The organism is Sphaerisporangium dianthi (genome assembly GCF_042654065.1).
Lineage (GTDB): Bacteria > Actinomycetota > Actinomycetes > Streptosporangiales > Streptosporangiaceae > Sphaerisporangium > Sphaerisporangium dianthi.
The window spans coordinates 459,033-484,475 of record NZ_JBHSFP010000001.1 but is presented as its reverse complement, the minus strand read 5'-3'; the positions used below and the strand labels follow the sequence as shown (position 1 = coordinate 484,475).

Annotated in this window: 24 protein-coding genes; 17 read left to right on the top strand and 7 right to left on the bottom strand. The window is 71.2% G+C overall.

The window, feature by feature from the left end; translation table 11 throughout:
• Window positions 1–94 precede the first annotated feature (94 nt).
• The 6 genes from ACFO60_RS02020 to ACFO60_RS01995 all read left to right on the top strand — a co-directional run bounded on the left by ACFO60_RS02020 (window position 95) and on the right by ACFO60_RS01995 (window position 5,596).
• Entirely contained in the window at window positions 95–439 is a 345-nt protein-coding gene (locus ACFO60_RS02020) for a histidine triad nucleotide-binding protein (protein WP_380836086.1), read from the top strand.
• Between the two features lie 128 nt (window positions 440–567).
• Window positions 568–1,641, top strand: a complete 1,074-nt coding sequence (locus ACFO60_RS02015) for a PhoH family protein (RefSeq protein ID WP_380836084.1) — start codon at window positions 568–570, stop codon at window positions 1,639–1,641.
• 8 nt (window positions 1,642–1,649) lie between these two features.
• The gene (gene ybeY / locus ACFO60_RS02010) at window positions 1,650–2,129 is read left to right on the top strand and encodes an rRNA maturation RNase YbeY (RefSeq protein ID WP_380836083.1); all 480 of its coding nucleotides are present in this window, start codon (window positions 1,650–1,652) and stop codon (window positions 2,127–2,129) included.
• Window positions 2,126–3,442 carry a hemolysin family protein gene (locus tag ACFO60_RS02005; protein ID WP_380836081.1) on the top strand — a complete coding sequence of 439 codons (1,317 nt, stop codon included), beginning with the start codon at window positions 2,126–2,128 and terminating at the stop codon, window positions 3,440–3,442. The genes ybeY and ACFO60_RS02005 overlap by 4 nt, the downstream gene beginning before the upstream one ends.
• A 160-nt stretch (window positions 3,443–3,602) precedes the next feature.
• Entirely contained in the window at window positions 3,603–4,511 is a 909-nt protein-coding gene (locus ACFO60_RS02000) for a helix-turn-helix domain-containing protein (protein ID WP_380836079.1), read from the top strand.
• 92 nt (window positions 4,512–4,603) lie between these two features.
• On the top strand, window positions 4,604–5,596 hold the full coding sequence (locus tag ACFO60_RS01995; RefSeq protein WP_380836077.1) for an SMP-30/gluconolactonase/LRE family protein: 993 nt from the start codon (window positions 4,604–4,606) through the stop codon (window positions 5,594–5,596).
• A 315-nt stretch (window positions 5,597–5,911) separates the two neighbouring features.
• Here ACFO60_RS01995 and ACFO60_RS01990 read toward each other — a convergent pair whose 3' ends face one another.
• From ACFO60_RS01990 to eccB, 5 genes are all read right to left on the bottom strand, one after another.
• Window positions 5,912–7,294: a WXG100 family type VII secretion target gene (locus ACFO60_RS01990; protein ID WP_380836075.1), complete on the bottom strand. Its 1,383-nt coding sequence runs from the start codon at window positions 7,292–7,294 to the stop codon at window positions 5,912–5,914.
• Window positions 7,295–7,334: 40 nt separating this feature from the next.
• Window positions 7,335–7,715 (bottom strand): hypothetical protein, encoded by a 381-nt coding sequence (locus ACFO60_RS01985; protein WP_380836073.1) that lies wholly within the window; start codon window positions 7,713–7,715, stop codon window positions 7,335–7,337.
• A 67-nt stretch (window positions 7,716–7,782) separates the two neighbouring features.
• The gene (locus tag ACFO60_RS01980; protein ID WP_380836071.1) at window positions 7,783–8,097 is read right to left on the bottom strand and encodes a WXG100 family type VII secretion target; all 315 of its coding nucleotides are present in this window, start codon (window positions 8,095–8,097) and stop codon (window positions 7,783–7,785) included.
• 30 nt (window positions 8,098–8,127) lie between these two features.
• Window positions 8,128–8,460, bottom strand: coding sequence for a WXG100 family type VII secretion target (locus tag ACFO60_RS01975; RefSeq protein WP_380836070.1), 333 nt, complete (start codon window positions 8,458–8,460; stop codon window positions 8,128–8,130).
• 177 nt (window positions 8,461–8,637) lie between these two features.
• Complete coding sequence (gene eccB / locus ACFO60_RS01970; protein ID WP_380836068.1) at window positions 8,638–10,074, bottom strand: type VII secretion protein EccB; 1,437 nt, start codon at window positions 10,072–10,074, stop codon at window positions 8,638–8,640.
• Between the two features lie 290 nt (window positions 10,075–10,364).
• Between eccB and ACFO60_RS01965 the strand changes: the two genes are divergently transcribed.
• On the top strand, window positions 10,365–11,897 hold the full coding sequence (locus ACFO60_RS01965) for a hypothetical protein (RefSeq protein ID WP_380836066.1): 1,533 nt from the start codon (window positions 10,365–10,367) through the stop codon (window positions 11,895–11,897).
• Window positions 11,894–12,658, top strand: coding sequence for a hypothetical protein (locus ACFO60_RS01960; RefSeq protein ID WP_380836064.1), 765 nt, complete (start codon window positions 11,894–11,896; stop codon window positions 12,656–12,658). Before ACFO60_RS01965 ends, ACFO60_RS01960 begins: the two co-directional genes overlap by 4 nt.
• A 27-nt stretch (window positions 12,659–12,685) precedes the next feature.
• On the opposite strand, the gene ACFO60_RS01955 is transcribed toward ACFO60_RS01960, so the two are convergent.
• A complete protein-coding gene (locus tag ACFO60_RS01955; RefSeq protein WP_380836062.1) occupies window positions 12,686–13,126 on the bottom strand; it encodes a YbaB/EbfC family nucleoid-associated protein in 441 nt (146 codons plus the stop codon).
• A gap of 205 nt (window positions 13,127–13,331) precedes the next feature.
• Here ACFO60_RS01955 and ACFO60_RS01950 point away from each other — a divergent pair, with 205 nt between their 5' ends.
• The 5 genes from ACFO60_RS01950 to ACFO60_RS01930 all read left to right on the top strand — a co-directional run bounded on the left by ACFO60_RS01950 (window position 13,332) and on the right by ACFO60_RS01930 (window position 16,795).
• Complete coding sequence (locus tag ACFO60_RS01950) at window positions 13,332–13,634, top strand: hypothetical protein (protein WP_380836061.1); 303 nt, start codon at window positions 13,332–13,334, stop codon at window positions 13,632–13,634.
• 33 nt (window positions 13,635–13,667) lie between these two features.
• Window positions 13,668–14,459: a hypothetical protein gene (locus ACFO60_RS01945; RefSeq protein ID WP_380836059.1), complete on the top strand. Its 792-nt coding sequence runs from the start codon at window positions 13,668–13,670 to the stop codon at window positions 14,457–14,459.
• Between the two features lie 145 nt (window positions 14,460–14,604).
• Entirely contained in the window at window positions 14,605–15,006 is a 402-nt protein-coding gene (locus ACFO60_RS01940; RefSeq protein ID WP_380836057.1) for a YbaB/EbfC family nucleoid-associated protein, read from the top strand.
• Window positions 15,007–15,482: 476 nt separating this feature from the next.
• The gene (locus tag ACFO60_RS01935) at window positions 15,483–15,866 is read left to right on the top strand and encodes a hypothetical protein (protein WP_380836056.1); all 384 of its coding nucleotides are present in this window, start codon (window positions 15,483–15,485) and stop codon (window positions 15,864–15,866) included.
• On the top strand, window positions 15,863–16,795 hold the full coding sequence (locus tag ACFO60_RS01930) for a WXG100-like domain-containing protein (protein WP_380836054.1): 933 nt from the start codon (window positions 15,863–15,865) through the stop codon (window positions 16,793–16,795). Before ACFO60_RS01935 ends, ACFO60_RS01930 begins: the two co-directional genes overlap by 4 nt.
• Before the next feature lie 16 nt (window positions 16,796–16,811).
• Here ACFO60_RS01930 and eccD read toward each other — a convergent pair whose 3' ends face one another.
• Window positions 16,812–18,356, bottom strand: a complete 1,545-nt coding sequence (gene eccD / locus ACFO60_RS01925) for a type VII secretion integral membrane protein EccD (protein WP_380836052.1) — start codon at window positions 18,354–18,356, stop codon at window positions 16,812–16,814.
• Window positions 18,357–18,582: 226 nt separating this feature from the next.
• Here eccD and eccCa point away from each other — a divergent pair, with 226 nt between their 5' ends.
• The 4 genes from eccCa (at window position 18,583) to ACFO60_RS01905 (ending at window position 25,242) form a co-directional block, all read left to right on the top strand.
• The gene (gene eccCa, locus ACFO60_RS01920; RefSeq protein WP_380836050.1) at window positions 18,583–22,560 is read left to right on the top strand and encodes a type VII secretion protein EccCa; all 3,978 of its coding nucleotides are present in this window, start codon (window positions 18,583–18,585) and stop codon (window positions 22,558–22,560) included.
• A 135-nt stretch (window positions 22,561–22,695) separates the two neighbouring features.
• Complete coding sequence (locus ACFO60_RS01915; protein ID WP_380836048.1) at window positions 22,696–23,001, top strand: hypothetical protein; 306 nt, start codon at window positions 22,696–22,698, stop codon at window positions 22,999–23,001.
• A complete protein-coding gene (locus tag ACFO60_RS01910) occupies window positions 22,998–24,110 on the top strand; it encodes a bifunctional WXG100 family type VII secretion target/C40 family peptidase (RefSeq protein WP_380836047.1) in 1,113 nt (370 codons plus the stop codon). Before ACFO60_RS01915 ends, ACFO60_RS01910 begins: the two co-directional genes overlap by 4 nt.
• 28 nt (window positions 24,111–24,138) lie before the next feature.
• Window positions 24,139–25,242, top strand: coding sequence for a transglycosylase SLT domain-containing protein (locus tag ACFO60_RS01905; RefSeq protein ID WP_380836046.1), 1,104 nt, complete (start codon window positions 24,139–24,141; stop codon window positions 25,240–25,242).
• The last annotated feature ends 201 nt before the right edge of the window (window positions 25,243–25,443 follow it).

The window sequence follows — 25,443 nt, the reverse complement described above, 5'->3', positions numbered from 1 at the left end:
CTGAAGTGTCGCACACCAACCCTAGCCGCGCGGATCTTTCCGCGGGACCTCCTCGGTATTACCGATTGGCAACAGAGGTGACTACCATGCGTGCGTGACAGACTGCCTGTTCTGCAAGATCGTGGCCAAGGAGATCCCGGCCAAGGTCGTCTACGAGACCGAGCGCACGCTGGCCTTCGGGGACCTCAATCCTCAGGCGCCCACGCACGTCCTGGTGATCCCCAAGGGGCATTACCAGGACGCCGCCGCCCTGGCCGCCGCGGACGACGGCCTCGCGGACGAGGTGCTGAAGACCGCGCACGCGGTGGCCGTGCAGGAGGGCGTGGCCGACTCCGGCTACCGCCTGGTGTTCAACACCGGCCCGCAGGCCGGTCAGACGGTCTTCCATGTGCACGGGCACGTGCTGGGAGGCCGCGACCTGCAGTGGCCACCGGGCTGACCCCGGCCCAGATAGCATGGGCTTAACCAACACGGCGTGGTCGGGCCACATCACAGGGGCTGGACGCCGACGAGCGCGACGGCAGACACGCATGAGACCGGGAGGCGAGCAGGCCGCAAGGGCCGCCCATGTCCGAGTCATACGAACCCCGCAGCGCGCCCAACGGCGCGCAGACCAGCGAACCGCCTCGCACCAAAGGCCCGTCCCGCACGCAGGCCAAGGTGGTGATCCCGGACGAGCACTCGATGGTGGCCATCCTCGGTTCCCGTGACGAGCTGCTGAGGGTCATCGAGGGCGCGTTCCGCGCGGACGTCCACGTCCGCGGCAACGAGATCACCATCAGCGGAAGCCCGGAGGAGAGCGGCCTCGTCGTCCGGCTCTTCGAAGAGATGGTCGAGCTGGTGCGGTCCGGAGCGCAGCTCACCACCGACGCCGTCGAGCGCAGCATCGCCATGCTCCGCATGAGCTCGGCCCGGCCCGCCGATGTCCTGTCGCTGGACATCCTGTCCTCGCGCGGGCGAACGATCCGCCCGAAGACCGTGAACCAGAAGCGATACGTCGACGCGATCGACAGGCACACCATCGTGTTCGGCATCGGGCCGGCGGGCACCGGCAAGACCTACCTGGCCATGGCCAAGGCCGTGAAGGCCCTGCAGGCCAAGGAGGTCAACCGCATCATCCTCACCCGGCCGGCGGTCGAGGCCGGCGAGCGGCTGGGCTTCCTGCCCGGCACCCTCTACGAGAAGATCGACCCTTACCTGCGCCCGCTCTACGACGCGCTGCACGACATGCTCGACCCCGACTCGATCCCGAGGCTGATGGCCGCGGGCACGATCGAGGTGGCACCTCTCGCCTACATGCGCGGGCGCACGCTCAACGACGCCTTCATCATCCTGGACGAGGCGCAGAACACCTCGCCCGAGCAGATGAAGATGTTCCTCACCCGCCTGGGCTTCAACGCCAAGATCGTCGTCACGGGCGACGTCACGCAGATCGACCTGCCCGGCGGGCAGGACAGCGGCCTCAAGGTCGTCCAGGATATCCTGGAAGGTATCCCGGACATCCATTTCTGCAGGCTGACGAGCGCGGACGTCGTGCGGCACAAGCTGGTGAGCGACATCATCGACGCCTACAGCCGCCACGACCTCGCGACCGCCGAGCCGCATGCCATCAAGGGCGGCAAACGCCCGCGGGGGAGATAAGAAACACCATGAGTATCGAGGTGGCCAACGAGTCCGGCGTCGAGGTGGACGAGTCCTCGCTGGTCGAGCTGGCCGGTCACGTGCTCGGCCGCATGGGCATCCACCCCTTGGCCGAGCTGTCCATCCTGATCGTGGACGAGGCGGCGATGTCGCAGCTCCACGAACAGTGGATGGGCGAGCCGGGGCCGACGGACGTCCTGGCCTTTCCCATGGACGAGCTGCGGCCCAACCCCGGCGGCTCGCGCCAGGACGCCGACGCCCCGCTCGACCCGGCGCTGCTGGGCGATGTGGTGCTGTGCCCGCAGGTCGCGGCCAAGCAGGCCGCCGACGCCGGCCACAGCACCCGTGACGAGCTCGAACTGCTCTGCACACACGGCATCCTGCACCTTCTCGGGTACGACCACGCCGAGCCCGAGGAGCACGCCGAGATGTTCGGGCTCCAAGGCGAGCTGCTCGAAGCGTGGCGGGGGGTGCGGCGGGAGCCGTGAGTTCCCCCAGCGGGTGGCTGCTGTCCGCCGCCCTTCTGATCATCCTCGGTGGCCTGCTGGCCAGCGCTGAGACCGCTCTGGCGCGCATCTCGCGGGTGCGCGCCGAAGAGTTCGCGCGCAAGGGGCGGCGGGGGGCGCAGCGCCTGCAGGCGATCGTCGCCGATCCGCCCCGCTACCTGAACCTGCTGCTGCTGCTCCGGCTGAGCTGCGAGCTGATCGCCACGGTGATCGCGACGCTGCTCTTCATCGACTGGCTGGGCGACGAGGGCCAGGCGTACGCCGTGGCCGCGGGCGTCATGATCGTGATCAGCTACGTCATCGTCGGCGTCTCGCCGCGCACGCTCGGCCGCCAGCACGCCGAGCCGATCGCGCTGGCGAGCGCGCCGATCGTGTACGGGCTGACGCGCATCTTCGGGCCGCTGCCCAAGCTGCTGATCCTGCTGGGCAACGCGCTCACCCCCGGCAAGGGGTTCCGCGACGGCCCGTTCACCTCCGAGGCCGAGCTGCGCGACCTGGTCGACCTGGCCGAGGAGCGCCGGGTGATCGAACCGGACGAGCGGCAGATGATCCACTCGGTGTTCGAGCTGGGCGACACCCTCGTCCGCGAGGTCATGGTGCCCCGCACCGACATGGTGTTCATCGAGCGGGGCAAGACCCTGGGCCAGGCCCTCTCCCTCGCGCTGCGCGGCGGATTCTCGCGCATCCCCGTGGTCGGCGAGAACGAGGACGACGTCGTCGGCATCGCCTACCTGAAGGACATCGTCCGGCGGATGCACGAGGCGTCGGCGGCCGGCGACGCCGAGCGGGAGAAGATCGGGTCGCTCATGCGCCCCGCGACGTACGTGCCCGAGAGCAAGCCGATCGACGAGCTGCTGCGCGAGATGCAGGCCCGCCAGATCCACATGGCCATCGTGATCGACGAGTACGGCGGCACGGCGGGACTGGTCACCATCGAGGACGTCCTTGAGGAGATCGTCGGCGAGATCGCCGACGAGTACGACCAGGAGGCGCCGCGGGTGGAATGGCTGGAGGACGGCGGCGCCCGGGTGACGGCGCGGCTGTCGGTGGACGAGCTGGGCGAGCTGTTCGACACCGAGCTGGAGGTCGACGACGTCGACACGGTGGGCGGCCTGCTGGCCCACGCTTTGGGGCGGGTGCCGATCGCCGGTTCGCGCGCCACGGTGGACGGCCTGGACCTGACCGCCGAGAGCACGGCCGGCCGCCGCAACCGCATCAGCACGGTGGTCGTGCGCCGGGTGGTCCCCGTCGAGGGGGACCAGCCCGTCTCCGCCTCCGCCGAGCACGAGTCCTGACCCTCGCCCGACGGCGGCATGAGCACGGTCGTCCGTCCGACGGCGGCATGAGCACGGTCGTCCGCACCCCTTCGAATGGCACGCGGTCACCGGAGGTCCGCCGTGCCTATCCCTGGCGGGGTGTGGCTGGGTGCGGCCCCGGCCGCGAATACTGTGAGCCATGAACGCGAGACGACAGCTCGGAGAGTTCCTGCAGACGAGGCGCTCCCAGTTGCGGCCCGAGGACGTCGGCGTCGTCACCTACGGTGATCGGCGCCGGGTTCCCGGGCTGCGCAGGGAGGAGCTGGCGCTGCTGGCCGGGGTGAGCGCGTCGTACTACTCGCGGCTGGAGCAGGGCCAGGCGCGAGGCGCCTCGCCCGAGGTGCTGGACGCCCTGGCCGAGGCGCTGCTCCTGGACGACGCGGAACGCCGGCACCTGCACGAACTGGCCGCCGGCACCCGCCGCGGGGGCACCGGCCGCCGGCCCGCGCCCGAACGGGTCGGTCCGGCGACACGTCAGCTGATCGCGGTGCTGGGGGACGTGCCCGTGGTGGTGCTCGGCCGCCGGAGCGACGTGCTGGCGTGGAACACGCCGGGACACGCGCTGTTCGCGGGCCATCTGGCCTCGGACGGTCCGGACACGCCGCGGCTGCGGCCCAACATGGCGCGCCTGATGTTCCTGGACGCGCACACTCGTGACCTGTACGCCGACTGGAACGGCAAGGCGCGTGCCGTGGTGGCGACCCTGCGGATGGTCTCCGGGCGGCGCCCCGACGATCCGCTGCTGGCCGCGCTGGTCGGCGAGCTGACGGTCAAGAGCCCGGAGTTCGCCACGATGTGGGCCGACCACCGGGTCAAGGCCGGCGGTGACGCGGTGTACGAGATGCGTCATCCGCTGGTGGGCGCCATGTGGGTGACCCAGCAGACGTTGCAGACCACGGACGACCAGGCGGTGGTGGTCGCCACCACCGAACCCGGGTCTCCCTCGCACGCCGCGATGACGCTGCTCGTGCACAGCGCGGTCACCGGACGTGTCTCCGCCGCTCACGACCCCCGGCGCGACGCGCCGGCGGGAGATCGGACCGGCTGATCGTCCCCCGTTCTGCCAGGCGCTCCGAGCGGAGCGTCTGGTCTCGCATGCCTGCGAACTCCCGTTCGCGAAACCTTCTGGAAGGACCAAGAATGCGCAAGAGCACGCTTCCCCTCGCGGTCGTCGTCGCGGCGGCCGGGATCGGTCTGATGACCGTCCCGCCGTCGAACGCGGCGACGGTCACCGCCGCGCCGGCCACCGTGCAGACCCGTCCGCCGGCGGTGACGTCACGGATCGGGGTGCACTTCGACCTGGCGAAGGGGCAGATGCCGGAGAACATCGCGCTCGGCCCGGACGGCACGGCCTATGTCACCTTCGCGGCCGCCCGCCAGGTCGCCGCGATCAGCCCCGCCGGCGCCACGCGGATCCTGGCGACCCTCCCCGCCCCAGCTGACGGCGGCGCCGGGACCCCGGTCCTCGGGTTCGCGCTCACCACCGGAATCGTGCGTACCGGCGACGGCACGCTGTACTTCCTTTACGCGAGCGGCGACGCCGCGAGCACAGGCCTCTACCGGCTACGTCCTGGGAAGACGCCGCAGCGGATCGCCGCGCTGCCCGCCGCCGGGCTGCCCAACGGCCTGGCGTACGACGAGCCCGCCAAGACCTTCTACCTGACCGACTCGGTGTCCGGCAGCATCACCACCGTGCCCCTGAACGGGGGCCGCGCCCAGGTCTGGTCGTCGGCGCCGGAACTCGCCTCGACCGGTTTCCTCGGAGCCAACGGCATCAAGGTGCGGCGCGGCGCGATCTGGGCCACCAACCTCGACCGGGGCACCCTGCTGCGGATCCCGATCGAGCGCGGCCGGCCCGGCACCGTCCAGGTCAAGGCCTCGGGGCTGGCCGGCATCGACGACATCGCCTTCAGCGGGACCGGCGGCGACCAGGTCATCGCGGCTCTCAACGGGCCGAACAAAGTGGTGCGCATCGACGCGGACGGGCACGTCACGACGGTTCTGACCACCGCCGAGGGACTGCAGAACCCGACGTCGGTGGCCGTACGCGGACGCACCCTCTATGTGCTCAGCGCCGCCTACACCACCGCCACCGACCCCAACCTGGTGCTCGCCACCCTGCCGCGCCGCTGATATGTGGTGATTAGCGGCATATGTGTCAAGCGGGCTTCAAGTGACCTGCAAGTGGCGCGTGAAACCTTGATGCCAGGCGCCCAACGGCTCGGGGCGCCGGCAAGGGGAGGGCCGGTGTACCGGGGAGGGGTTCGCGGGACACCGGCAGAGCCGGGGGGACGCGTGGCGGCCCTGGCCGGGTGACCGGCCAGGGCGCGGCACGCCGAAAAGGGTGCTCCGGCCTACGCTGGGCGGGCGGGAGCACCCTTTTCGGTATGTACGGGCGCCGCCGGGTGGGAGGGGTTGAGAGGCTCCCACCCGAGGCGGCGTGCGACGTCAGCAGATGATGTTGGGGGCGCACTGCTGGTTGGTGCACCAGTCGTCCTCGTCGCCGGTCAGCCAGGTGGAGCGCTGGCGTTCCTGGTTCTCTCCGCCGGTGTTCGGGCTCATCGGCATGAACGGCATTCCGCCCATTCCGCCGGCGGTTCCCGTGCCGATGCCGCGGGCGAGGTTCGGGCCGGCCGCCCCGCCGTACCCGCCGCCGTAACCGGTGCCGCCGCCCAGTCCCGCGCCGCCCGACCCGTTGACGCCCGTGCCGATCGGGACGCCGCCCACGCCCGTGGGGGTGGTGAAGGTCGTCCCGTTGACGCCCGTCGGCGGGTTCAGCCCGACGCCGGTGGGCGCGGCCAGGTTGGTGGGATTGTTCAGCGCCGGATTGGTGAGGCCGTTCGTCGGGTCGAACCCGGCCAGGTTGGTGGAGCGTGGATCGTTCGGGTTGAGCCCGGCGTTCCCCAGGCCGTTCCCTCCGAGACCGTTGCCCGTTCCATTCCCCGTGCCGTTGCCCGTGCCCGTGCCGTTACCCGTGCCGTTACCCGTGCCGTTACCCGTCCCGGTGCCCGTGCCGTTGCCGTTGCCGGTCCCCGTGCCGTCACCCGTTCCCGTCCCGGTGCCCCCGCCTCCGGTGCCGACGCCCGGCACGGTGGTCGACCCGTCGCCCGTGCCATTGGCGCCGGGAAGGCCGGTCGTGTCGAAGGCGTTCTTCGCGTTCGGACCGGTGAAAGGGGAGTAGTCCGTGCCGTTCCCGCCGTTCCCATGCGTGTTGGGCATGGTGAAGTCCTTCGGGAACTTCGGCAGGTCGGGGATGTCCGTGCTCGGGGCCAGCTGCGGCATCTCGTACTCGACCCGCGCGGGGAGGGCCTCGTACAGCTTGAGCATCTCTTTGTTGAGGTTCTCCAGGTGGTGGCGGGCGCGGCTGTTGGGGGAGTCGGTCGCCTTCGCCGCCGTGGAGTTGGGGTCGTCCTCGCCCCAGTCGCCGGGCACGAAGTCGATGCCGTTGGACCACGACCCGAAGACGTCGTCCTTCACCTGGTAGTTCTCGCGATACCAGGTCAGCCTCTCGCTGAGGCTCTGGAGGGTGTTCCCCATGCCCTCCATCTTGGTGGCGAGTTCGCGCCCGGTGCCGACCAGCTTGTCGGTGGCCTGCCGGAACAGGGTCGCCGCGGGCCCGTTCCACGCGTCGGGCATGTCCGTGGCGATCTGCTTGTACAGAGCCTCGGCGCTCTCTTTGATCGCCTTGGCGGCGGCCAGGTGGACCGCGCCCGCCTCGTGGACCGCGCCCGGGTTCGTCGCGTTCAGCCAGTTCCGCACGCTGCCGACGTCGCCGTCCGGGACGCCGGTCTCCGGTACCGCGCCCCGGATGTTCTTGAAGTCGATTCCCACGAAAACCCCCAGGCGGCCGTGCCGCCGTCGTCTACGAACCTCAGTTGGCGCCGGGCGCGGGGATGGTGCTCGCGTCCTCGGCCGCCGCCGTGTTGATCTTCCCTGCGCGGAGGGTCGCGATCAGTGCGTTGTACTGCTGGACATAAGTGGCGTACAGCCCCAGCAACGCGTTGACACCGGTGTCCGGGCCGCTTGAGCCCACCGTCTGCGCGAACGTCTGAGCCGCCTGCCACTTGCCCAGCTGGTCAGGGGTGAGTTGCCCGTTGTAGCGCAAGGAGTACAGGGAGCCGGACTGCTCTCCGCCGGAGCCCGCACGGCCGTTCTGTCCCATGGCATCGGCGTGCGACTGCAAGGCTTTCGCGATCCGCTCGACATCCGTATGAGAGAGGTTGATGTTCTGGTCCCCGTTTTCACCACTCATCGTCGTCCTCACAGAATGTGCAAGCCGCGCGGTGCGGCGAGGATGGGTCGTGCGATACGGCGGCGGCCTACCGGCCGTCGAACATCGCGACGTTGGCCTTCTCGGTCAGGTGGAAGTTCTCGTGGCCCTGCTGGACCACGGCGCCGAGCTGCTGGAGCAGGCCCGCCATGCGGCCGGAGGCGGCGTCCCACTGCGCCCGGGCGGCCCAGTACGCGGCGCGCGCGTCGCCCTCCCACTCGCCGAGCAGCCGGTCGAGGTTGCCCTCGAGCTCCTGCAGCGTGCCTTCCATCGCCTGCCACTGACGGGCGAAGTCCTGCGCACCCGTGGTCATCGACCCGAAGTTGACCAGCGTGCGGTCGATGTCGTTGTTGATACCAGCCATGATGATCTCCGTTGTCCGAGGCGTTGCGGGTCAGGCGTTGATGTTGCCGGAGAGCGAGCTTCCGCTGATGACGCGGTTCGCCGCCGCGGTCTGGTCGGCTTCGGTGTTGCGGTAACGAGCCTCGACCTGGTGGAGCTTCACCGAGAGGCCCTGGAGCTCGCCGAGCACCTTGGAGAGCTCGCGGTTCCACTCGTTGTAGACCGCCTCGAACGCCATGCCGGACTGACCGCCCCAGCCTGCCCGGAGCTCGGCGACGTGTCCCTGCAGCTGGGTCTGGATGCTGCCGATGAGCCCGTGGGCCGTCTCGGTCTTCTTCGCGGACTCGACGATCTGGGGAAGCTGTGCTGACGTCTGCTGGGTCACGGGTACCTCCAAGGAGTGTGGCCTGGCCGTGATACGCGTGATGGCCCACACTGCAATACGCATCGTGCGCCCCCGCGATGCTGATCAACACAAACACTAGGATCATTCACCACAACATGGCCAGGCGTCGCATTGCGAGTCAGTAACGGTTTTTCGTACCAATGGCCATAAATCGCATCATGGGGTCAATGTCGCGGCCGGTGTGATAGAGAGCGGCGTCCTGGCGGCCACCGGGTCGAGTGTGGGCCCTTCGGGGATCAGGTGCCAGATGCCCGCCGGGAGCGGCGCCACGTCGCCGGTGTCGTAGCCGAGTTTCGTCAGCAGGTCGCCGGAGGCCAGCGCGAACTTGCGTCCCTGGTCGCTGACGAGCGCGAAGTTCTGGATCGCCCCGAGCTGCCCCTCGCCCGGCAGCAGCCCGGCGAGCACCGCGCTGCCGGGCGGCAGCAGCACCTGGTCGAAGTGCTCCTGGTCGGACCCCGCGTTCGGCGGCACCGGGATCCGCATGCGAGAGCCGATCGTCAGCCGCGCCCGGGTGGATCCCTGAGGGGTGTCGGAGTAGACGGTGCACAAGGGGGCCGCCGGGTCGGGCGTCGCGATCTTCGGCATCGTCGTGGGCAGGCCGTTAACGGCAGGCGACGTCTTGGACTGCGGGAACGCGAAGGCCCTGGCCGCGTCCACCTCGATGGGCCGCACCGGGTACCTGCCATAGGCGGCCTTGCTCGCCGGGTCCTCCAGCAGCAGCGTCGCCTGTGTCTGGGAGATCACCGCCAGCCCGTCGCGCAGGAGGACGTACCAGCGGACCTCGCCGCCGGCCACCGCCGGCACGGTGTACACCCGGCCGACGGCGGAGGCGCGGCCGTCAGGGCCGCGCAGCCTCTGGCCCAGCCCGGAGATGCGCGGGCCGCGGAAGTCCGGGCCGATGGGCAGGGCGTTGAGCCAGGTCGCGGGGATCTGCCGGGGCGGGGTGGGCGACAGCGCCCGCGCTCCGGAGTCCGAGACCCGCATGCGGCGGTCGGCGAGGATGACCCAGGACTGCTGCCCGTCGTCGGCGATCATGGCCTCGGAGCCGAACGGCCGGCCGCCGACGTCCATGCCGCCCACCAGTGAGACGTACGGCTTGCGCGCCCCGCCCGGGTCCATGGTCTCGGCCACGCACGCCGACCACGGGCCGCGCACCAGCTTCTCGCGCGCGGGCAGCGACTCGGGCGCGCCCGAGATGCCCACGAGGGTGCCGCGGGTGAAGCCGGCGAGCGACGCCGACGACACCGTGCGCACCGTCACCTCCGGGGTGTCGAGCATCAGGCGGGCCGAGGTGTAGTTGGCCACCGGGATGAGCTTGGACTCCTGCTGGCTGTAGACGAAGGTGGCGCCGGTCTCCTCCTCGACGATCAGCGTGCCCGGCGCGGTCAGCGACGTCGCGCCGCCGGGCTTGAGCAGGCCGTAGATGCCGAAGCAGGCCGCCACGAGCACCGCCACCAGCACACCGCAGAACATGGCGACGTTGTGCCTGCGCATGGGCGACTCGGGGATGTCCGGTTCGCCTTGCAGGAGGGCCATGCCCAGGCGCTGCATCATCAGCCGGTGGGCCTGGTAAAGATCACGACGGGTCTGCATGCCACCTCAGCCTTGCCTGGCGGGTCATCGCCGACAGCATAGAAGCGCGCCCGCGAACGGGAGCCTTCACCTCGCGACCGATATAGCGCGTATATCGACATGAAGGCGATATGTCGGGTTCGCTGCTCTGCGCGTGCGGTGCGCCATCTGACCGCCGAACAGCCGTTACGGCGGAAAGGGGGATGGAGACCGACCTTGATGGCTTTCTGTACGGTCCGATGGGCACTGGGTTAGTCTGCCGTCTCACAGGCTGATCAAGAGCCTGGCTGCCGGAGACGGGGGGACGGAAGGTGAGCGAGCAACACGGGTTCGACGCTCTGCTGAACGCGGGTAGCCCATCCTCCCCCGGAGGCGCGGGCGACACCGGGGCGGGCGATACCGGCGCGGGCGGCGCGTACGCCGTCTCCGGCGGCGGAGCGGACGGCCATGCGAGCGGGATGGACGGCCAGGCGGGCGGGGCAGACGGCTCTGCCTACGTGAACCAGACCTTCGCGGGACCGGGCCAGCCCGACGCCCTGGGCGGCGCGGGGCACCCGTTCACGCAAGGAGATCCCCTCGGCGCGAACCCGGTCGCGACCGGTGATCCCGGTCAGCCGTTCTCGCCGGGGCAGCCGTTCGGCGCCGATCCGGTGGGTACCGGTGGTCCGGGGCAGCCGTTCAGTATTGACCCGGTGGGGACCGGAGGTCCCGGTCAGCCGTTCTCGCCGGGGCAGCCGTTCGGCGCCGATCCGGTGGGTACCGGTGGTCCGGGGCAGCCGTTCAGTATTGACCCGATGGGGACCGGTGGTCCCGGCCAGCCCTTCTCGCCCGGTGACCCGTTCAGCGCCGACCCGATCGGGACCGGGAACCCGGGACAGCCCTTCGGCCTGGACCCGATGGGCACCGGGAACCCGGGGCAGCCGTTCGGCTTGGACCCGGTGGGTACCGGGGATCCCGGGCAGCCCTTCTCGCCGGGGGATCCGGTCATCGTGAGCCCCGTGGGGAACGACCTCGGCGGGGGGCCCTACACCACCGACCCGAACGTCGGCGAGCCCGGAGACCCCACCACTTCGGTGCCGTTCAACCCGGTCACCTCGATTCCCGGTGATCCGACGAACTCGGTGCCGTTCACCCCGATCACCTCGAACCCCGGTGACCCGACGAACTCGATCCCGGACATCCCGCAGATCCCCGAGCAGACCATTCCCGGCCTGCCAGGCGGCAACAATCCCGGAGGGCAGGACCCGACCATCCCCACCGGGCAGGACCCGAGCATCCCGGCGATCCCGAACGTGCCCGCCGGGCAGAACCCGGTCGTCACCGATCCCACGGGGACCGGCTCGGGGGGTGACCCCGGCGGCGGCCTCAACCTGCCATCGCCGCTCGGCGGCACGGGAGGCGGCGGCACCGGGGGTGGCGGCATTCCCCAGATCCCCGGCCTGCAGGGCGACGGAGGCGGCAGCGTCCCCCGGACGACCGGCGGGAACAACGGGAGCGGCTACACCCCCGGCGCGGCGGAACCGTCGGCCACCCAGCACGTGAAGCACCAGGCCGTCATCGACCTCGGCAGCAACATCTACACCAACGTCGGCACCAACGCGGAGACGGCCAAGAAGGTGCCCGCGGGCAACCACATCGGCTGGAGCGACTGCGGGCTCATCGGCATCCCGATCTCCGCCAAGCACGGGGACATGGCCAGAGGCTCGGTGGAGTACATCGAGGCCGTCCGCCGGCAGATGGAGCAGTGGAAGGGTGACCTGAGGCTTTCCGGCGAGAGGTGGAAGGCCTACGAGGAGGACATGGCGGCTCGGTCCGACGCGCTCAAGAAGGAGATGGGCAAGTGAGCTACGAGCACTGGGAGTACGGGTTCTACACCGGGCTCGCCGGAAGTTACGCCTACTGCCTGGTGAATCCGGCGCGCGGCCTGATGATGGCCGCCGCGGTCACCGCCGTGGTGTCCAAGCCGAGCGCTCTGACCGGCGCGGGCGAGAAATGGGGCACGACGTCCGAGAGCATCAAAACGCTCGGGGTCGACCTGCAGAAACACCTCGACGACGTCCCCGTGACCGACTGGACCGCCGATGACAAGGTGGCGTTCAAGCACGCGGTGGACAAGGTCGTCGGCAATCTGAGCGAGGGGGCGAACGCCCACTCGGACGCCGCCAGGTTCATGAACGGTCTGGGGCATCTGTCCGCCAACGCCGCGCTCTTGTCGGGGGTCGCGGGAGTCTTCCTCACCGCACTGACGATCTACACGATGGCCACGCGCCCCGTCCCGGGCCTCAACGTGGCGGCGCAGGCGTCGGCGGAGGCGGCCGCGACCACCACGCAGCTGACATTGAGCGGCATGATGCGAAAGTACGGCGTCGTGATCACGGCCGCCTCGCTGGTCGCCGCCGCCGTCTTCGCCAAGCAGGGCGAGCTTGCGGGACAGCTCGCGACCCTGCAGGGGAAGACCGAGGAGATGAAGCAGCTGGGGCTCCCGCTTTCCAACGTCCAGCCGGTCGACACCACCGGGCAGAGCGGTGCCCCGACCGGGCAGAACCTCGGCGTCACCGGGCAGAACGGCGGTCTCACCGGGCAGAATGGCGCTGTGACCGTGTAGGAGGTCACCCCTGGACCGTGTAGGAGGTCACCCCTGCAGGCGGCGCCGGATCTCGTCCAGGTCGGACATGACCTCTTCGAAGGTGCGGTCGTAGGCGGCCTCGGCCTGCTTCACCTGCGCGAGCGCGGCCTCCGGATCCTGGAGCAGCTTCATGGGGTTGTCCTCGCCGAACAACTCCTCCATCAGCTCGTTGGTCTGGCGCTCCAGGTCGAGCCCGGCCTCGCGGACCACCGTCTTGATGAGGGCGGCCAGGTCCGAAGAGGGCAGGCGCATCGCCCGCGGGTTCAGTTCGAGCTCGTGCAGCCCCTGCCCGGTGTACTCGACGGTCACGTAGCCGTTCTTGTCCGCGGCGCGCCCGACCAGCTCCGCGGTGCGCCGCTGGAGCTCCTCCACCTGGGCGAGCTGCCGCTGTGCTCCGCTCATCAGCTTGTCGATGTCGAAGCCCGCGAAGTCGCCGAACTCGGTCACGTGATCTTCACCCTCCGTCGCCCGTACCGGCACAGTCCGACCTGAGGCACCCTACAACCGCCGTCTTCCGGCCGCGGTGCGCGTGAACGCTGATCATCGCCGATCTTGCCATCATCTACGACTGGATGAACAAATAAGACAGGGCGGCCGAATGATCCCGGAGTGCTGATAGACATCACTCGCGACATCGGATCATGGAGGCGGCATGGCGCAGGAAAGGTACGTCACCTCGGAGGCGATCCAGAGCATCATCGACGAGATCACCGAGGACGTGATCCCCGCCGTGAAGCAATGGCGCGCCATGGTGGACAGCACCGACGTCGGGTTCCCCGGCTGGGGCCTGCTCGGCGAGGTGGTGATCGGCCGCCGGTACGACCACCTCCAGGACGATGTGCGCGACAAGCTGACCCAGGCCATCTCGGTCCTGGAGACCTGGACCCACCAGCTCGACACCGCGCGGGGCAACTGGCGTACGGCCGAGGAACGCTCCACCGCCGTGTACGCCTGACGACCGAGCGACGCGAAGGAGCTGTCGGACACCATGCCCGCTGGGGTGTACGGACCGTCTCTCAGGACCGCGGGAAGCAGCGCGCTCGCGGTCCTCGACGACCTGCGCAAGGCCGCCCTGCTGTCCCGGCCGCTGCTGGTGGGCACCGCCATCGCCGGCACCGCGGTCGCCAACGTCCCCGGCATGGCGGACGCCTACAACAACTGGGAGTCGATCCACTCCCGCCTGGACACGGCGATCAAGAGCTACATCCGCAACCTCGGCGACAAGGGCAAGGACGGCTGGGTCGCCGAGGACCACGACGCGTACGCGGACGCCGTCGAGCGGTATCAGGAGGCCTTGGAGAGCCTGCGCGGGTACGTGAAGAACATCGCGGGCATCGTGGACGAGCTGGGCGACGCCTACCGCGCCTACTGGGTCTCCCTGGCCCGGGTCGCGGCGGTGCTCGCCGCGGCGCTGCCGATCGCCGCCGCCATGCTCGCGACGCCGTACGCGGCCGCCGGGTACGCGCGACTGGAGGCGCTGGGAGCCATGGCCACCAGTACCATCGCGGCGGCGACCAGCCTGCTCGCGAAGGTGGTCTCCTCCGTGGCGGGCGGAATGTCGGTCTACTTCGCCGGCAAGGCGCTGGCGCAGATGTTCAATCTCGAACCCACCGCCGGCGCGAAGATCGACTTCAGGCAGGCGGTCATCGACACCCACGGCCTGCCGCCGTTCCAGCAGCCGCCGGCCGTGCCCGCCGGGCAGCCGCCGTCGCTGCCGCCCTCCGGCGGGTTCGAGTGGCGCGAGCCCAAGCAGGACCGGCCGGAGCCGTACCACCCCTGACCAGCGCGGCCTCGCCGCCCCCGGATCCATCTCCGAGGCCTTGGAACCCCGATCCATCCCCGGAGCCTCGGATCCATCCCGGCGCCCTCATCCACGAGTCACGTACGCGCGTGAGCCCACGTGCTTCCAGCGAAGGAGCGGTGCCGTGTTCCGACCGGACGACTTCCGCCTCGAGGACCTCGAACGTGTCGCGCGGCAGAACGAAGAGGCCGTCCAGCGCCTCAGCGGCGTGTTCGGCGAGCTGCGGACCGTCAAGGGCGAGGGCGCGGCCGCCGGCGGGCTGGTGGGGGCGGTGGTGGACGGCGGCGGTCAGATCGAGGAGGTGACCCTGGACCCGCGGGTCATGCGGCTGGACAGCGCCTCCATCGCGCAGGCCGTGACCGAGGCGGTGCGCGCGGCCCAGCAGGACGCCCAGCGCCGGAACGCCGAACTGCTGCGCGAGGCCACCGGCGGCGAACCGCCCTCGCTGGACCCGGCGAGCGCGGAGACCTGGCTGAAGGACGTGGCGGACGCCATGGGCGCTCCATGGTCGGACGACCGCTTCTAGCGCGCCGTCCACGGACGTTCGCGGGGCCGGGCGTCGTACGGCGGCGCCGGCATCGCCGTACCACGACCCGCCGACCCGGCGCCGATCACATCCGTCAGCACACGGGGTGAAGACCGCTCCCGGCGAAGGTGAATGATCACCGCCCGGTCGCTCCGGGCCCCTGCTCCCTGTCGCTCTGCGCCTCTGTTCCGGTCGCTCCGGGCCGTTGCTTCCGGTCACTCCGTGCCTCTGTTCTCGGTCGCTCCGGGCACCCTGCTTCTGGTCGGCGGGTTCGAGGGCGCCGGTTCCGGGGGCCGCCCCGGCGGCGGTCTCGGCTAAGATCACGGGTTGTCCGGTAGGTAGGATGTGTATTCTCGATCATGCCGATCGGTGAGACCCGAACATGTGCGCCGGCCGGTCGCGAGCGTTGGACAGGCAGGGGTCCGGCGGGCGGTGGCCCCCGGTGTACCGCCCCATCCCGACACGGGGGGACGCACATGTCGAAGGTACCCGCCGAAGATCCGGTCCCCGGGCCGTCCGGAGGGCCCGGCCAGGTCCTCGACGTGTCTCCGTCCGGCATCGGCGACATAGGCAGGCTCTTCGACGGCCAGGGCGAGGAGCTCGCCGACGCGGCACGCGAGGCGACGCGGCGGCTGATGGACATCGGCGACTTCTGGGGGAGCGACGACGCCGGGCGCGCATTCCACGACGGCAAGGACGGCAAGGCCGGGTACGGCGCCCGCGCCGCCGATCTCGAATCCGAGGTCCACGCGCTCGCGACGGCGTACGCGCTCATCGGCGACCGGCTGGTCATGATGGGCAGGAACGTGGCGGTCGCCGACTGGGCCTCGATCGCCCGGATGCTGGAGGGCGACCGGTGACGTTCGCCCGCTGGATGCTCTATCCCGCCGGTGGAGCGGGCATCGCCGGCTTCGTGGCCTCCATGATCCTGGTCCAGTGGCCGGACGGGGACCCCGGCGGGGCGCGCGACGCGGCCAAGGTGTGGCGGTCGTTCGCCGGCAAGATCGAGGCCAACACCACCGTGACCGGCCACCTGGCCCAGAGGGTGTGGACCGAGCACCCGAGCCAGGGGTCGGAGGCGTTCCACGCCTTCTGGTCGACGGCCGGGTCCGCGGGGGCGCCGGGAGGCGTCTCGGCCGTCCCTCCGGCGCTGTCGGCCTACTGCCGCCGCATGGCCGAGGCGTGCGATGGGTACGCCGAGGCGCTGGACAAGACGCGCGACGCCCTGCGGGTGATGGCCCTGACCAGCTATGCCCAGCTCATGCTGGCCGCCTCCTGGCCGTGGATCGGCGCCCAGACGGCGGCGCTGTCGCGATGGCTGGTCGACCGGCTGTACAAGAAGATCCAGGCGCAGGTCCTGCTGAAGCTCCTGGAGACCGCGCTCGCGAGGCTCGTCGTGGAGAAGCTCGCCGGGTACACCGTCGGCAGCGCCGTGTTCGCCCTCGGGGACGAGGCCCTGGCGCTCGGCGCCAAGGCGGCCTTCGGCCAGGACCTCGGCTCCTTCTCGGAGAACGCCACGACGACGCTGAAGGACTTCGCCGCGTGCCTGGCCTTCTTCGGCGTGTGGGACCTGACCAAGCTCGGGCCGATGCGCAAGGTGTTCCGGGACAACGACGCCGGCGACTTCGCCTCCTTCTACGTCGGCTCCAACGCCTACACGGTCGTCTACAACATGGAGAACGGCAAGTCGGGAACCGAGGTGCTGCCGACGCCGAGCCAGCTGATCGCAAAGCTCCTCATCGGCACGTCGCAGCGCGGCAAGGACCCCGGCTACCCGGTGGTCCCGTAGGCCGCGCCGCAGCGGGTCAGCCGGCCAGGCCGCGGATCCAGGTGTAGACGTCCAGGACGCCCAGGGCCAGGGGGAACAGGGCGACGATCAGCGCGAACTCCACGATGTCCCCGGCCCTGCCCCAGAAGGGGGTGGGCCTGCGCTGGGGGAGGAACAGGCCCATTCCGGCGCCGATGGCGGCCACGGCGACCAGCGCGGGGACGACGAGAAGGGCGGCGCCCGAGCCGCCCAGAGCCATTCCGGCCAGGAAGGCGACCAGCCCGGCGGCGCCGGTGCCGATCAGCCACACCCGCTGGCCGACGCCCTGGAAGACGCGGGCCCTGAGCATCACCGCGAGGGCGAGCACCACCAGCATGGCCCTGCCCGTCCAGTCGCCCGCGCCGAGCAGGAGGAACGAGGTGACCAGGGCGACCAGGGCGACGCCGGAGGCCAGGCCGGTGGCGAACCGCTCGGCCTCGACGGCGCGCCGCTTCACGTCCGGCCCGTCCAGTTCCTGGTCGTCGGCGCGCAGTTCCTCGGCGTTCCTCGGGGCGGAGGGAAGGGGGAGCCGGGCCAGGCGGAAGGACAGGGTGGGGATCAGGGGCGTGCAGGCCAGGACGACCGCGACCAGCAGGGCGGCCACGCCCGCGGACGGGGGGTGCCAGATCATGACGATCGCGGCGCCGGCGGCTCCGGCCATCGAGGCCAGCATGATCCCGAAGAAGTTCGGCAGCCCTTCGGCGACCGCCCAGCCGGCGACGGTCGCGGTCAGCGCGGTCATGGCGAAGGCGGCCAGCAGGTTGGGCGCGCCGAACCACAGCATGCCCACGTTCTTGGCGGGGGCGAGCAGCCCGGTCAGGAAGGCGTACGGGAGGGCGGTGTAGCCGATGACCGCGCCGGCGGCGCCGTCGCCGAGGGCGCGGGACAGAGCGGCGCCCGCGCCGACGAGCAGGAGCGCCATGACGCCGGTGACGATCATCGGGAGCGTCCAGGGCGGCCCTGACACCGTGAGCACGACGGCGCCGGCGACGAGGGACGCGACGGCGGCGCCGAGGCCGGTGGCCCGCGTGTGCCGCGGCTGCCACCGGCCCGACCTCTCCTTGATGCCGGTGGCGATGGTGTCGGCGACGTCGTCGAAGACGGCCTCGGGCAGCTCGGAGGGGCGGGGCAGCAGGTAGAGGACCTCGCCGTCGCGGATGCCCAGGGCGGTCATGCTGGCGTCCAGCGCGAGGCCCCGGCCGCCGATCCGCTGCAGCACCCAGCCGGTGGTGGACAGCACGCTCTCTTCGCCGTTCTCGCCGACGGCGCCCAGCAGGCTCGGCAGCACGTGCGCGAGCGGAAGGTCGGAGGGGATGGCCAGGTCGATGCGCTTGCGCGGGGTCACGATCGTGACCCGGGTCGTCGCGATGGCCGATCCCGGCGTCCGCAGCACGGCCGGCTTCGGCTGGCCGTTCATCACGTCGAGCGCGCCGCCGGGACCCCCCGGACCGCCGGGGCCCGCGGGTCCGCCGGGGCCGGCCGGGCCGCCGGGGCCGCCCGGGAGGCGCATGGGAGGAGGCCCGCCCATCGGGTTGAGGGTCACACCGACTCCAATGAGATCACGCGGATACCGTATCGGGCCGCCCTGCGGCATGCGGGTGGACATATGCATCTTTTGGCGGATACTCCGGGTTTCCGAGTCCGGGCCGGTGCGGTGATCCGAGTTCGCTACGGTTAGCTGCGGTACGACAGATCCCTGCCCCTCGCCCGGTGCGCGGCCCGCCGGCCCGCCGGACCCGGGGGACAGGTCCTCGCGAACATGGAGCGACGTGGGCATAGTCGTCATCCGGCGACCCGAGCGCCGTCCGCCTCCGGCACCGCCGCGAGGCGAGATCCTGCTGGAGTCGCCGCCGGAGATCCCCGAGACCATGTCCGGGGGATTCATGCAGATCCTCACCTTCCTGCCGATGGCGGCGGGCGGCGCCGCGATGGCCCTGATGTTCACCGGGGGCGGCGGCGGAAGCCCGATCATGTACGTCGCGAGCGGAATGTTCGCCCTGTCCATGGTGGGCATGAGCATGAGCCAGCTCGGCCGGGCCTCCGGCGAGCGCAAGATGCGCCTCAACGGCCTGCGGCGCGACTATTTCCGCTATCTGTCGCAGACCCGCGCCAAAGTCCGCAGGGCCGTCCGCCAGCAGCGCGAGGCGCTCGACTGGAACGGGCCCGACCCCGGCTCGCTGTGGTCGGTCGCCATGGGGCCGCGTCTGTGGGAGCGGCGGCCCCGTGACGGGGACTTCGCCGCCGTGCGGGTCGGCACGGGCACCCAGCGCCTCGCGGTGCAGCTCATCGCGCCCGACGCCAAGCCGGTGGAGGACCTCGACGCCATGTCGGCGGGAGCCCTGCGCCGTTTCATCAGGGCCCACTCCACCGTGGACGACCTGCCGATCGCGATGGCGCTCCACTCCTTCGCCCGCATCCTGCCCGCGGGCGACCCCGCCGCCGTCCGCGACCTGGTGCGGGCGCTGGTCGCGCAGCTGGCGGTGTTCCACTCCCCGGACGACATGCGGGTGGCCGTGTGCGCCAGCAAAGAGTGGATGGCCCAGTGGGAGTGGGTGAAATGGCTGCCGCACGCCCTGCACCCCGAGGAGTTCGACGCCGCGGGCCCCGTGCGGCTCATGGCCGACGACCTGCGCGACCTCGACCGGCTGCTCGGCGGCGAGCTCAAGGACCGCGGCCGGTTCAAGCAGGGACTGTCCCCCGAGTCGCTGCCCTACCACGTGGTGATCGTCGACGGCGGGCACATCCCGCAGGACTCCGCGCTCGGCGCGGACGCCATCCAGGGCGTCACCGTCATCGACCTGAGCGGCTCGACCTCGCTGGTCGAAGAGGGGATCACCCTGCGGCTGGAGGTCCTGCCCGACCGTTTCAACCGCGTCCAGCTCGACCACGCGGGCAAGGAGCTCGTCACCGGCCTCGGCCGGCCCGACCGGCTGTCGTTCCTGCAGGCGGACGGGCTCGCCCGCCAGCTCGCGCCGCTGCGCGTCTCCACGGCCAAGAGCGGCGACAGCCAGGACGTCCTGTCCTCCAACATGACGCTCGCCGACCTGCTCGGGGTGCCCGACGCGCGGCGGCTGGACATCACCGCGCTGTGGCGGGCGAGGGCGCCCCGTAACCGCTTCCGCGTGCCCATCGGGCTCGGCGCCGACGGCCGCATGGTCGAGCTGGACATCAAGGAGTCCGCCCAGGGCGGCATGGGCCCGCACGGCCTGGTCATCGGCGCGACCGGTTCGGGCAAGAGCGAGCTGGTGCGCACCCTGGTACTCGGGCTGGCCACCACGCACTCCTCCGAGATCCTCAACTTCGTCCTGGTCGACTTCAAGGGCGGCGCGACCTTCCTCGGCATGGAGTCGCTGCCGCACGTCTCGGCGGTGATCACCAACCTGGAGGACGAGCTTCCCCTGGTCGACCGCATGTACGACGCGCTGCACGGCGAGATGGTCCGCCGCCAGGAGCTGCTGCGCTCGGCGGGCAACTACGCCTCCCTGCGCGACTACGAGCGGGCCAGGGAGCAGGGCGTCGATCTGCGGCCGCTGCCCACGCTGTTCGTCGTGCTGGACGAGTTCAGCGAGCTGCTGTCGGCCAAGCCCGACTTCATCGACCTGTTCGTCATGATCGGCCGGCTGGGCCGGTCGCTCGGCGTGCACCTGCTGCTCGCCTCGCAGCGGCTGGAGGAAGGGCGGCTGCGCGGCCTGGACACCCACCTGTCCTACCGCATCGGCCTGCGCACCTTCTCGGCCATGGAGAGCCGGGTCGTGCTGGGCGTCGCCGACGCCTACGAGCTGCCCTCGGCCCCGGGCAACGGCTACCTGAAGTTCGACACCACCGGCATGACCCGGTTCAAGGCGGCCTACGTCTCGGGCCCGTACGCCGAGGAGGCCCGCCAGGAGCGTCGCGGCGCCGCCGAACAGCGGCAGGTCGTCCTGTACGGCCCGGCCTACATCCCGCCCCCCGTCGCCCCCGCGCAGCCTGACCCCCCGCCCGAGGCCACCGTCGTCGGCAGGGACAGCCTGCTGGACATCATGGTGCGCCAGTTCGACGGCTACGGGCCGCCGGCGCACCGCATCTGGCTGCCGCCGCTGGCCGAGCCGCTGACGCTGAGCCACCTGCTCCCGCCGCTGAGCATCACCCCCGAGTACGGCCTGACCACCGGCGGGTGGGCGGGCCGCGGCAGGCTGCGCGCCGTGCTCGGCATCGTGGACCGGCCCTTCGAGCAGCGGCGCGACCCGCTGGCCGTCGACCTGTCCGGCGCGGCGGGCCACCTGGCCGTCGTCGGGTCGCCGCAGAGCGGCAAGAGCACGATCCTGCGGACGCTGATCGCCGGGCTCGCCCTCACCCACACCCCGCGCGAGGTGCAGTTCTACTGCCTGGACTTCGGCGGCGGCACGCTCGGCTCGCTGGAGGGGCTGCCGCACGTGGGCGGCGTCGCCAACCGCCTCGACGGCGACCGCGTGCGCCGGACCGTCGCCGAGGTCAGCGCCCTGCTGCAAGAGCGCGAGCGCGAGTTCGCCGAGCGGGGCATCGACTCGATCGCCACCTACCGGCGCCAGGTCGCCGAGGGGCAGCTCACCGGCGGCAGGTACGGCGACGTGTTCCTCGTCGTGGACGGCTGGCTCACCGTGCGCCAGGAGTTCGACTCGCTGGAGCCGACCATCACCGACCTGGCCGCCCGTGGCCTCGGCTACGGCATCCACGTCGTGGCGGCCACCAACAAGTGGTCGGAGTTCCGCCCCGGCATCCGCGACCTGTTCGGCTCGCGCCTGGAGCTCAAGCTCGGCGACGCCTACGAGTCGGAGGTCAACCGCAAGACGGCCCTCGCGGTGCCCGAGGGGGTGCCCGGCCGCGGGCTGACCCGCGACGGGTTGCACTTCCTCGGCGCGCTGCCGCGCATCGACGGCGTACGGTCGGCCGACGACCTCACCGTGGGCGTGCGCGCCCTGGTCGACGGCGTCCGGGAGGCCTGGCGCGGCCAGCCGGCCCCGCGCGTGCGGCTGCTGCCGTCGGTGCTGCAGGCGAGCGCGCTGCCGGGCGTGGAGGAGACCGGGGCGCGCATCCCCATCGGCATCGACGAGGCCACGCTGTCGCCGGTGCTGGCCGAGTTCGACGTCGATCCGCACCTGACCGTCATCGGCGACACCGAGAGCGGCAAGTCGAACCTGCTGCGCCTGGTCGCCGAGGGCATCGTCGCGCGGCACGCTCCCGCCGGCGCGCGGCTCATCGTCATCGACTACCGCCGCTCGCTGCTGGACGCCGCCTACACCGAGCACCGCATCGGGTACGCGGCCTCCAGCACCACGGCGGCCGAGATGGTCGCCGAGGCGCGCGAGGCGCTGGTCAAGCGGCTCCCGCCGGCCGATCTGAGCCCCGACCAGCTGCGCGCGCGCAACTGGTGGAAGGGCGCCGACCTGTACTTCGTCGTCGACGACTACGACCTGGTCGCCACCGGCACCAACCCGCTCGCGCCGCTGCTCGACCTGCTGCCGCAGGCCAGGGACATCGGCCTGCACCTGGTGCTGTCGCGGGCGATGGGCGGCGCGGGGCGCGGCATGTTCGACCCTGTCATGCAGCGGCTGAAGGACATGGCCAGCCCGGCGGTGATCCTGTCCGGCGACCGGGACGAGGGCGTGCTGTTCGGCGTGCGGCCGCACCCGCTGCCGCCGGGCCGCGCCTACTACGTGGACCGCAGGTACGGCTCCCGGCTGATCCAGACCGCGTTCCTCCCGCAGGCCGAACCGAACGCTCAGGAATGACGTTTTCGTCCAGATTCACGGGTCATGATCACCTGAGCCGGATATGATCGTTCGTTGGCGGTTCCGGGTGGACGGTGGGCAAGGCCCGGAACGCGGCCGACTGGTCCTGGCCGACGGCGGAGGGAGCCGGCCCCGGTGAGTCTCGACATGAACTACGACGCGCTGGCCAAGCTCCGCGTCGCCGTCAACACGCAGGCCGGGCGGCTCGCCTCCATCGGCGACGACTTCCCGGCCAAGAACGCCGCGACCTCCACCCTGTTCGGCACGCTCATCGGGGCCGCGGAGCTGGTCACGGCCATCGGCTCGGTGGAGAGCCACGTGGACGACGAGCTCGCCACGGTCAAGACGCGCCTCGACGGGGTCGAGCGCGCGCTGGACACCGTCGAGACCAACGTCAAGAACGCCGAGCACGGCACCAAGAAGAATCTGCCGGTGGTATGACCGACGCCGCCGCGGTCGCCGCGCTTCCCGGAGGCCAGGAACTGGCCGCCCTGCTGAAGAAGACCGACGGGGACCCCGACGCCGTCGAGGCCATCGCCAAGCGCTGGCGCGCCGCGGCCACCGGTTCCGCGGGCAAGCTCAAGACCCTGGGCGACGCGGTGGTCAAGGTGGACGGCGCCTGGGAGGGCGACTCCGCCGACGCCTTCGTGGTCTACATGCGGCGCTACGGCAAGGCGGGGAGCGCCCTGCACGACGCGCTGGTGAACTGCGCTGGCAGCCTGGAGACGGCGGCGGGCGCGGTCAGGACGGCCAGGAAGAACGTCGGCCGGCTGTGCGACGACGTGCTGGCCTGGGCGGCCGAGTACCGCCGCCTGAACCCGCACGCCACAGAGGAGCAGCTCAAGCCCGGCATCGAGCGCGAGGTCGGGCTCGCCGTCCACAAGGCCAAGGGGCAGGTCGAGACGGCCGAGAGCGCGCTGTCCACCGCGCGCGGCGACATCGGCAAGCATCTCGGCGAGGCGATCCCGACGTTCGCCGGCATTCCGGCGGCCGACCGTCAGGCGTTCGTCCCCGGGCCCGGCCAGACCACAGAGTGGCTGCCGACGCCGCTGGACGACAAGCGCACCACCCAGCTCGCGGGCACGAGCGGAGGGCCGCCTGGAGGGTCGTCCGGCGGGTCGTCCGGCGGCGGGGGGTCCGGAGGGACGACGGTCACCGGCGGCGGCGGTGGCCGCGCCATCCCGTTCGAGGTGACCGGGAGCGGCACGGGAGCCGACATCGTGGCCGCCGCCCGCAGCCACCTGGGAAAGCCCTACGTCTGGGGCGCGGACGGGCCGAACGCGTTCGACTGCAGCGGCCTGGTGCACGCCTCGCTGAACGAGGCCGGCATCAAGATCGGTGACAACACCGCCGCCGGGTACCAGGCCAGCGGCAGGCCGATCACCGGTCCGCCGCAGCCGGGGGACATCATCTTCTTCGGTGACCCGCCGACGCACTGCGCCATCTACATCGGCGACGGGAAGATGATCGCCGCTCCGCACAGCGGGACCGTGGTGCAGATCCAGGACGTCGCGGGGAAGGCGCCCATCACCTACCGGCGGTTCGATTGAGGCGCCGCGGGACGGGAGCCGGGGCGCGTTGACCGACATCGACGCGGTGGCCGCTCTTCCGGGCGGCCAGGAGCTCGCCGGGCTGGCGCGCAAGGTGCAGGGCGACCCGGCCGCGCTCCGTGAGATCGCCAAGCGCTGGCGGAAGGCGGGAAGCGGCGCCGTCGAGCGGCTCAACGCGCTCGGGACGGCCCTGTCCAGGGTCGACGCCGCCTGGAAGGGCGCGTCGGCCGACGCCTTCGTGACCTACATGCGCCGGTACGGGCGCGCGGGCGACGCCCTGAACGGCGCGCTGGCCTCCTGCGCCGACTCCCTGGACACCGCGGCGGGCGCCGTGGAGACGGCGAAGCGGAACGTCCACGGCGCGTGCGACGACCTGCTCGCCTGGGTGGCCGAGTACCGCCGCCTGAACCCGCAGGCCACCGAGGAGCAGCTCAAGCCGGGCATCACAGAAGAGGCCGGCGAGCAGACCACTCTGGCGCGGACCTACGTCGCCACGGCCGAGAGCGCGCTGTCCACCGCGCGCGGCGACATCGGCGCCCACCTGAAGGAGGCCACGCCCGCGTTCTCCGACATCCCGCCCGCCGGTGACCAGCCGTTCGTCCCTGGGCCCGGGCACGCCACCGAGTGGGTCCCGGCGCCGAAGAGCGAGTACGACCGGTACTTCGGCCGCGGCGCCTACGCCGGCTCCGAGGGAGGCGGCGGAGGGGGCGGGGGCGGTTTCGGCGGCTACGGCGCGAGCGGCCCGCCTCCGCCGGGAGGCGGCCCGGCTCCGCAGGGGCAGGTGGCCGAGTGGATCCGGCAGGCGATCGAGATCCTCAAGGCCCACGGCTACCCCGTGGAGAAGATGAACGTCGACGACATCTGGATGATCATCCAGCACGAGTCGGGCGGCAACCCGCATGCGATCAACAACTGGGACTCCAACGCGGCGGCGGGCACTCCGTCGAAAGGCCTGATGCAGACCATCGACCCCACGTTCTCCCGGTGGTCGCTTCCGGAGCACCGCGACATCTACAACCCCGTGGACAACATCATCGCCGGCGTGCGATACGCCATCGAGCGGTACGGGTCGGTCTCGAACGTCCCCGGAGTCGTCGGCATGAAGGACGGCACCGGCTACCGGGGCTACTGACGGACGCCCGCCGGACGGGTTCCGCCGAAGGCGCTCCGCTCGCCTCGGATGTCGGCGCGGCGCGCCGGGCAGGGGCGATGTCGCGGAGGTGTCAGGGGGCTCACTTTGGCGATCTTCTGGAAGATCACATCTCGAAAATCGGGTGAAACCACGCTTTCCTACCATTGAATTCGATCATGTGGACAGGGAACGCGGAGGCGC

Excerpts from the sequence above, each read along its gene's own strand:
- ACFO60_RS02015 (WP_380836084.1), top strand. The coding sequence starts at position 568 with ATGTCCGAGTCATACGAACCCCGCAGCGCGCCCAACGGCGCGCAGACC.
- ybeY (WP_380836083.1), top strand. The coding sequence starts at position 1,650 with ATGAGTATCGAGGTGGCCAACGAGTCCGGCGTCGAGGTGGACGAGTCC.
- ACFO60_RS02000 (WP_380836079.1), top strand. The coding sequence starts at position 3,603 with ATGAACGCGAGACGACAGCTCGGAGAGTTCCTGCAGACGAGGCGCTCC.
- ACFO60_RS01995 (WP_380836077.1), top strand. The coding sequence starts at position 4,604 with ATGCGCAAGAGCACGCTTCCCCTCGCGGTCGTCGTCGCGGCGGCCGGG.
- ACFO60_RS01985 (WP_380836073.1), bottom strand. The coding sequence starts at position 7,715 with ATGAGTGGTGAAAACGGGGACCAGAACATCAACCTCTCTCATACGGAT.
- ACFO60_RS01980 (WP_380836071.1), bottom strand. The coding sequence starts at position 8,097 with ATGGCTGGTATCAACAACGACATCGACCGCACGCTGGTCAACTTCGGG.
- eccB (WP_380836068.1), bottom strand. The coding sequence starts at position 10,074 with ATGCAGACCCGTCGTGATCTTTACCAGGCCCACCGGCTGATGATGCAG.
- ACFO60_RS01950 (WP_380836061.1), top strand. The coding sequence starts at position 13,332 with ATGGCGCAGGAAAGGTACGTCACCTCGGAGGCGATCCAGAGCATCATC.
- ACFO60_RS01945 (WP_380836059.1), top strand. The coding sequence starts at position 13,668 with ATGCCCGCTGGGGTGTACGGACCGTCTCTCAGGACCGCGGGAAGCAGC.
- ACFO60_RS01935 (WP_380836056.1), top strand. The coding sequence starts at position 15,483 with ATGTCGAAGGTACCCGCCGAAGATCCGGTCCCCGGGCCGTCCGGAGGG.
- ACFO60_RS01910 (WP_380836047.1), top strand. The coding sequence starts at position 22,998 with ATGACCGACGCCGCCGCGGTCGCCGCGCTTCCCGGAGGCCAGGAACTG.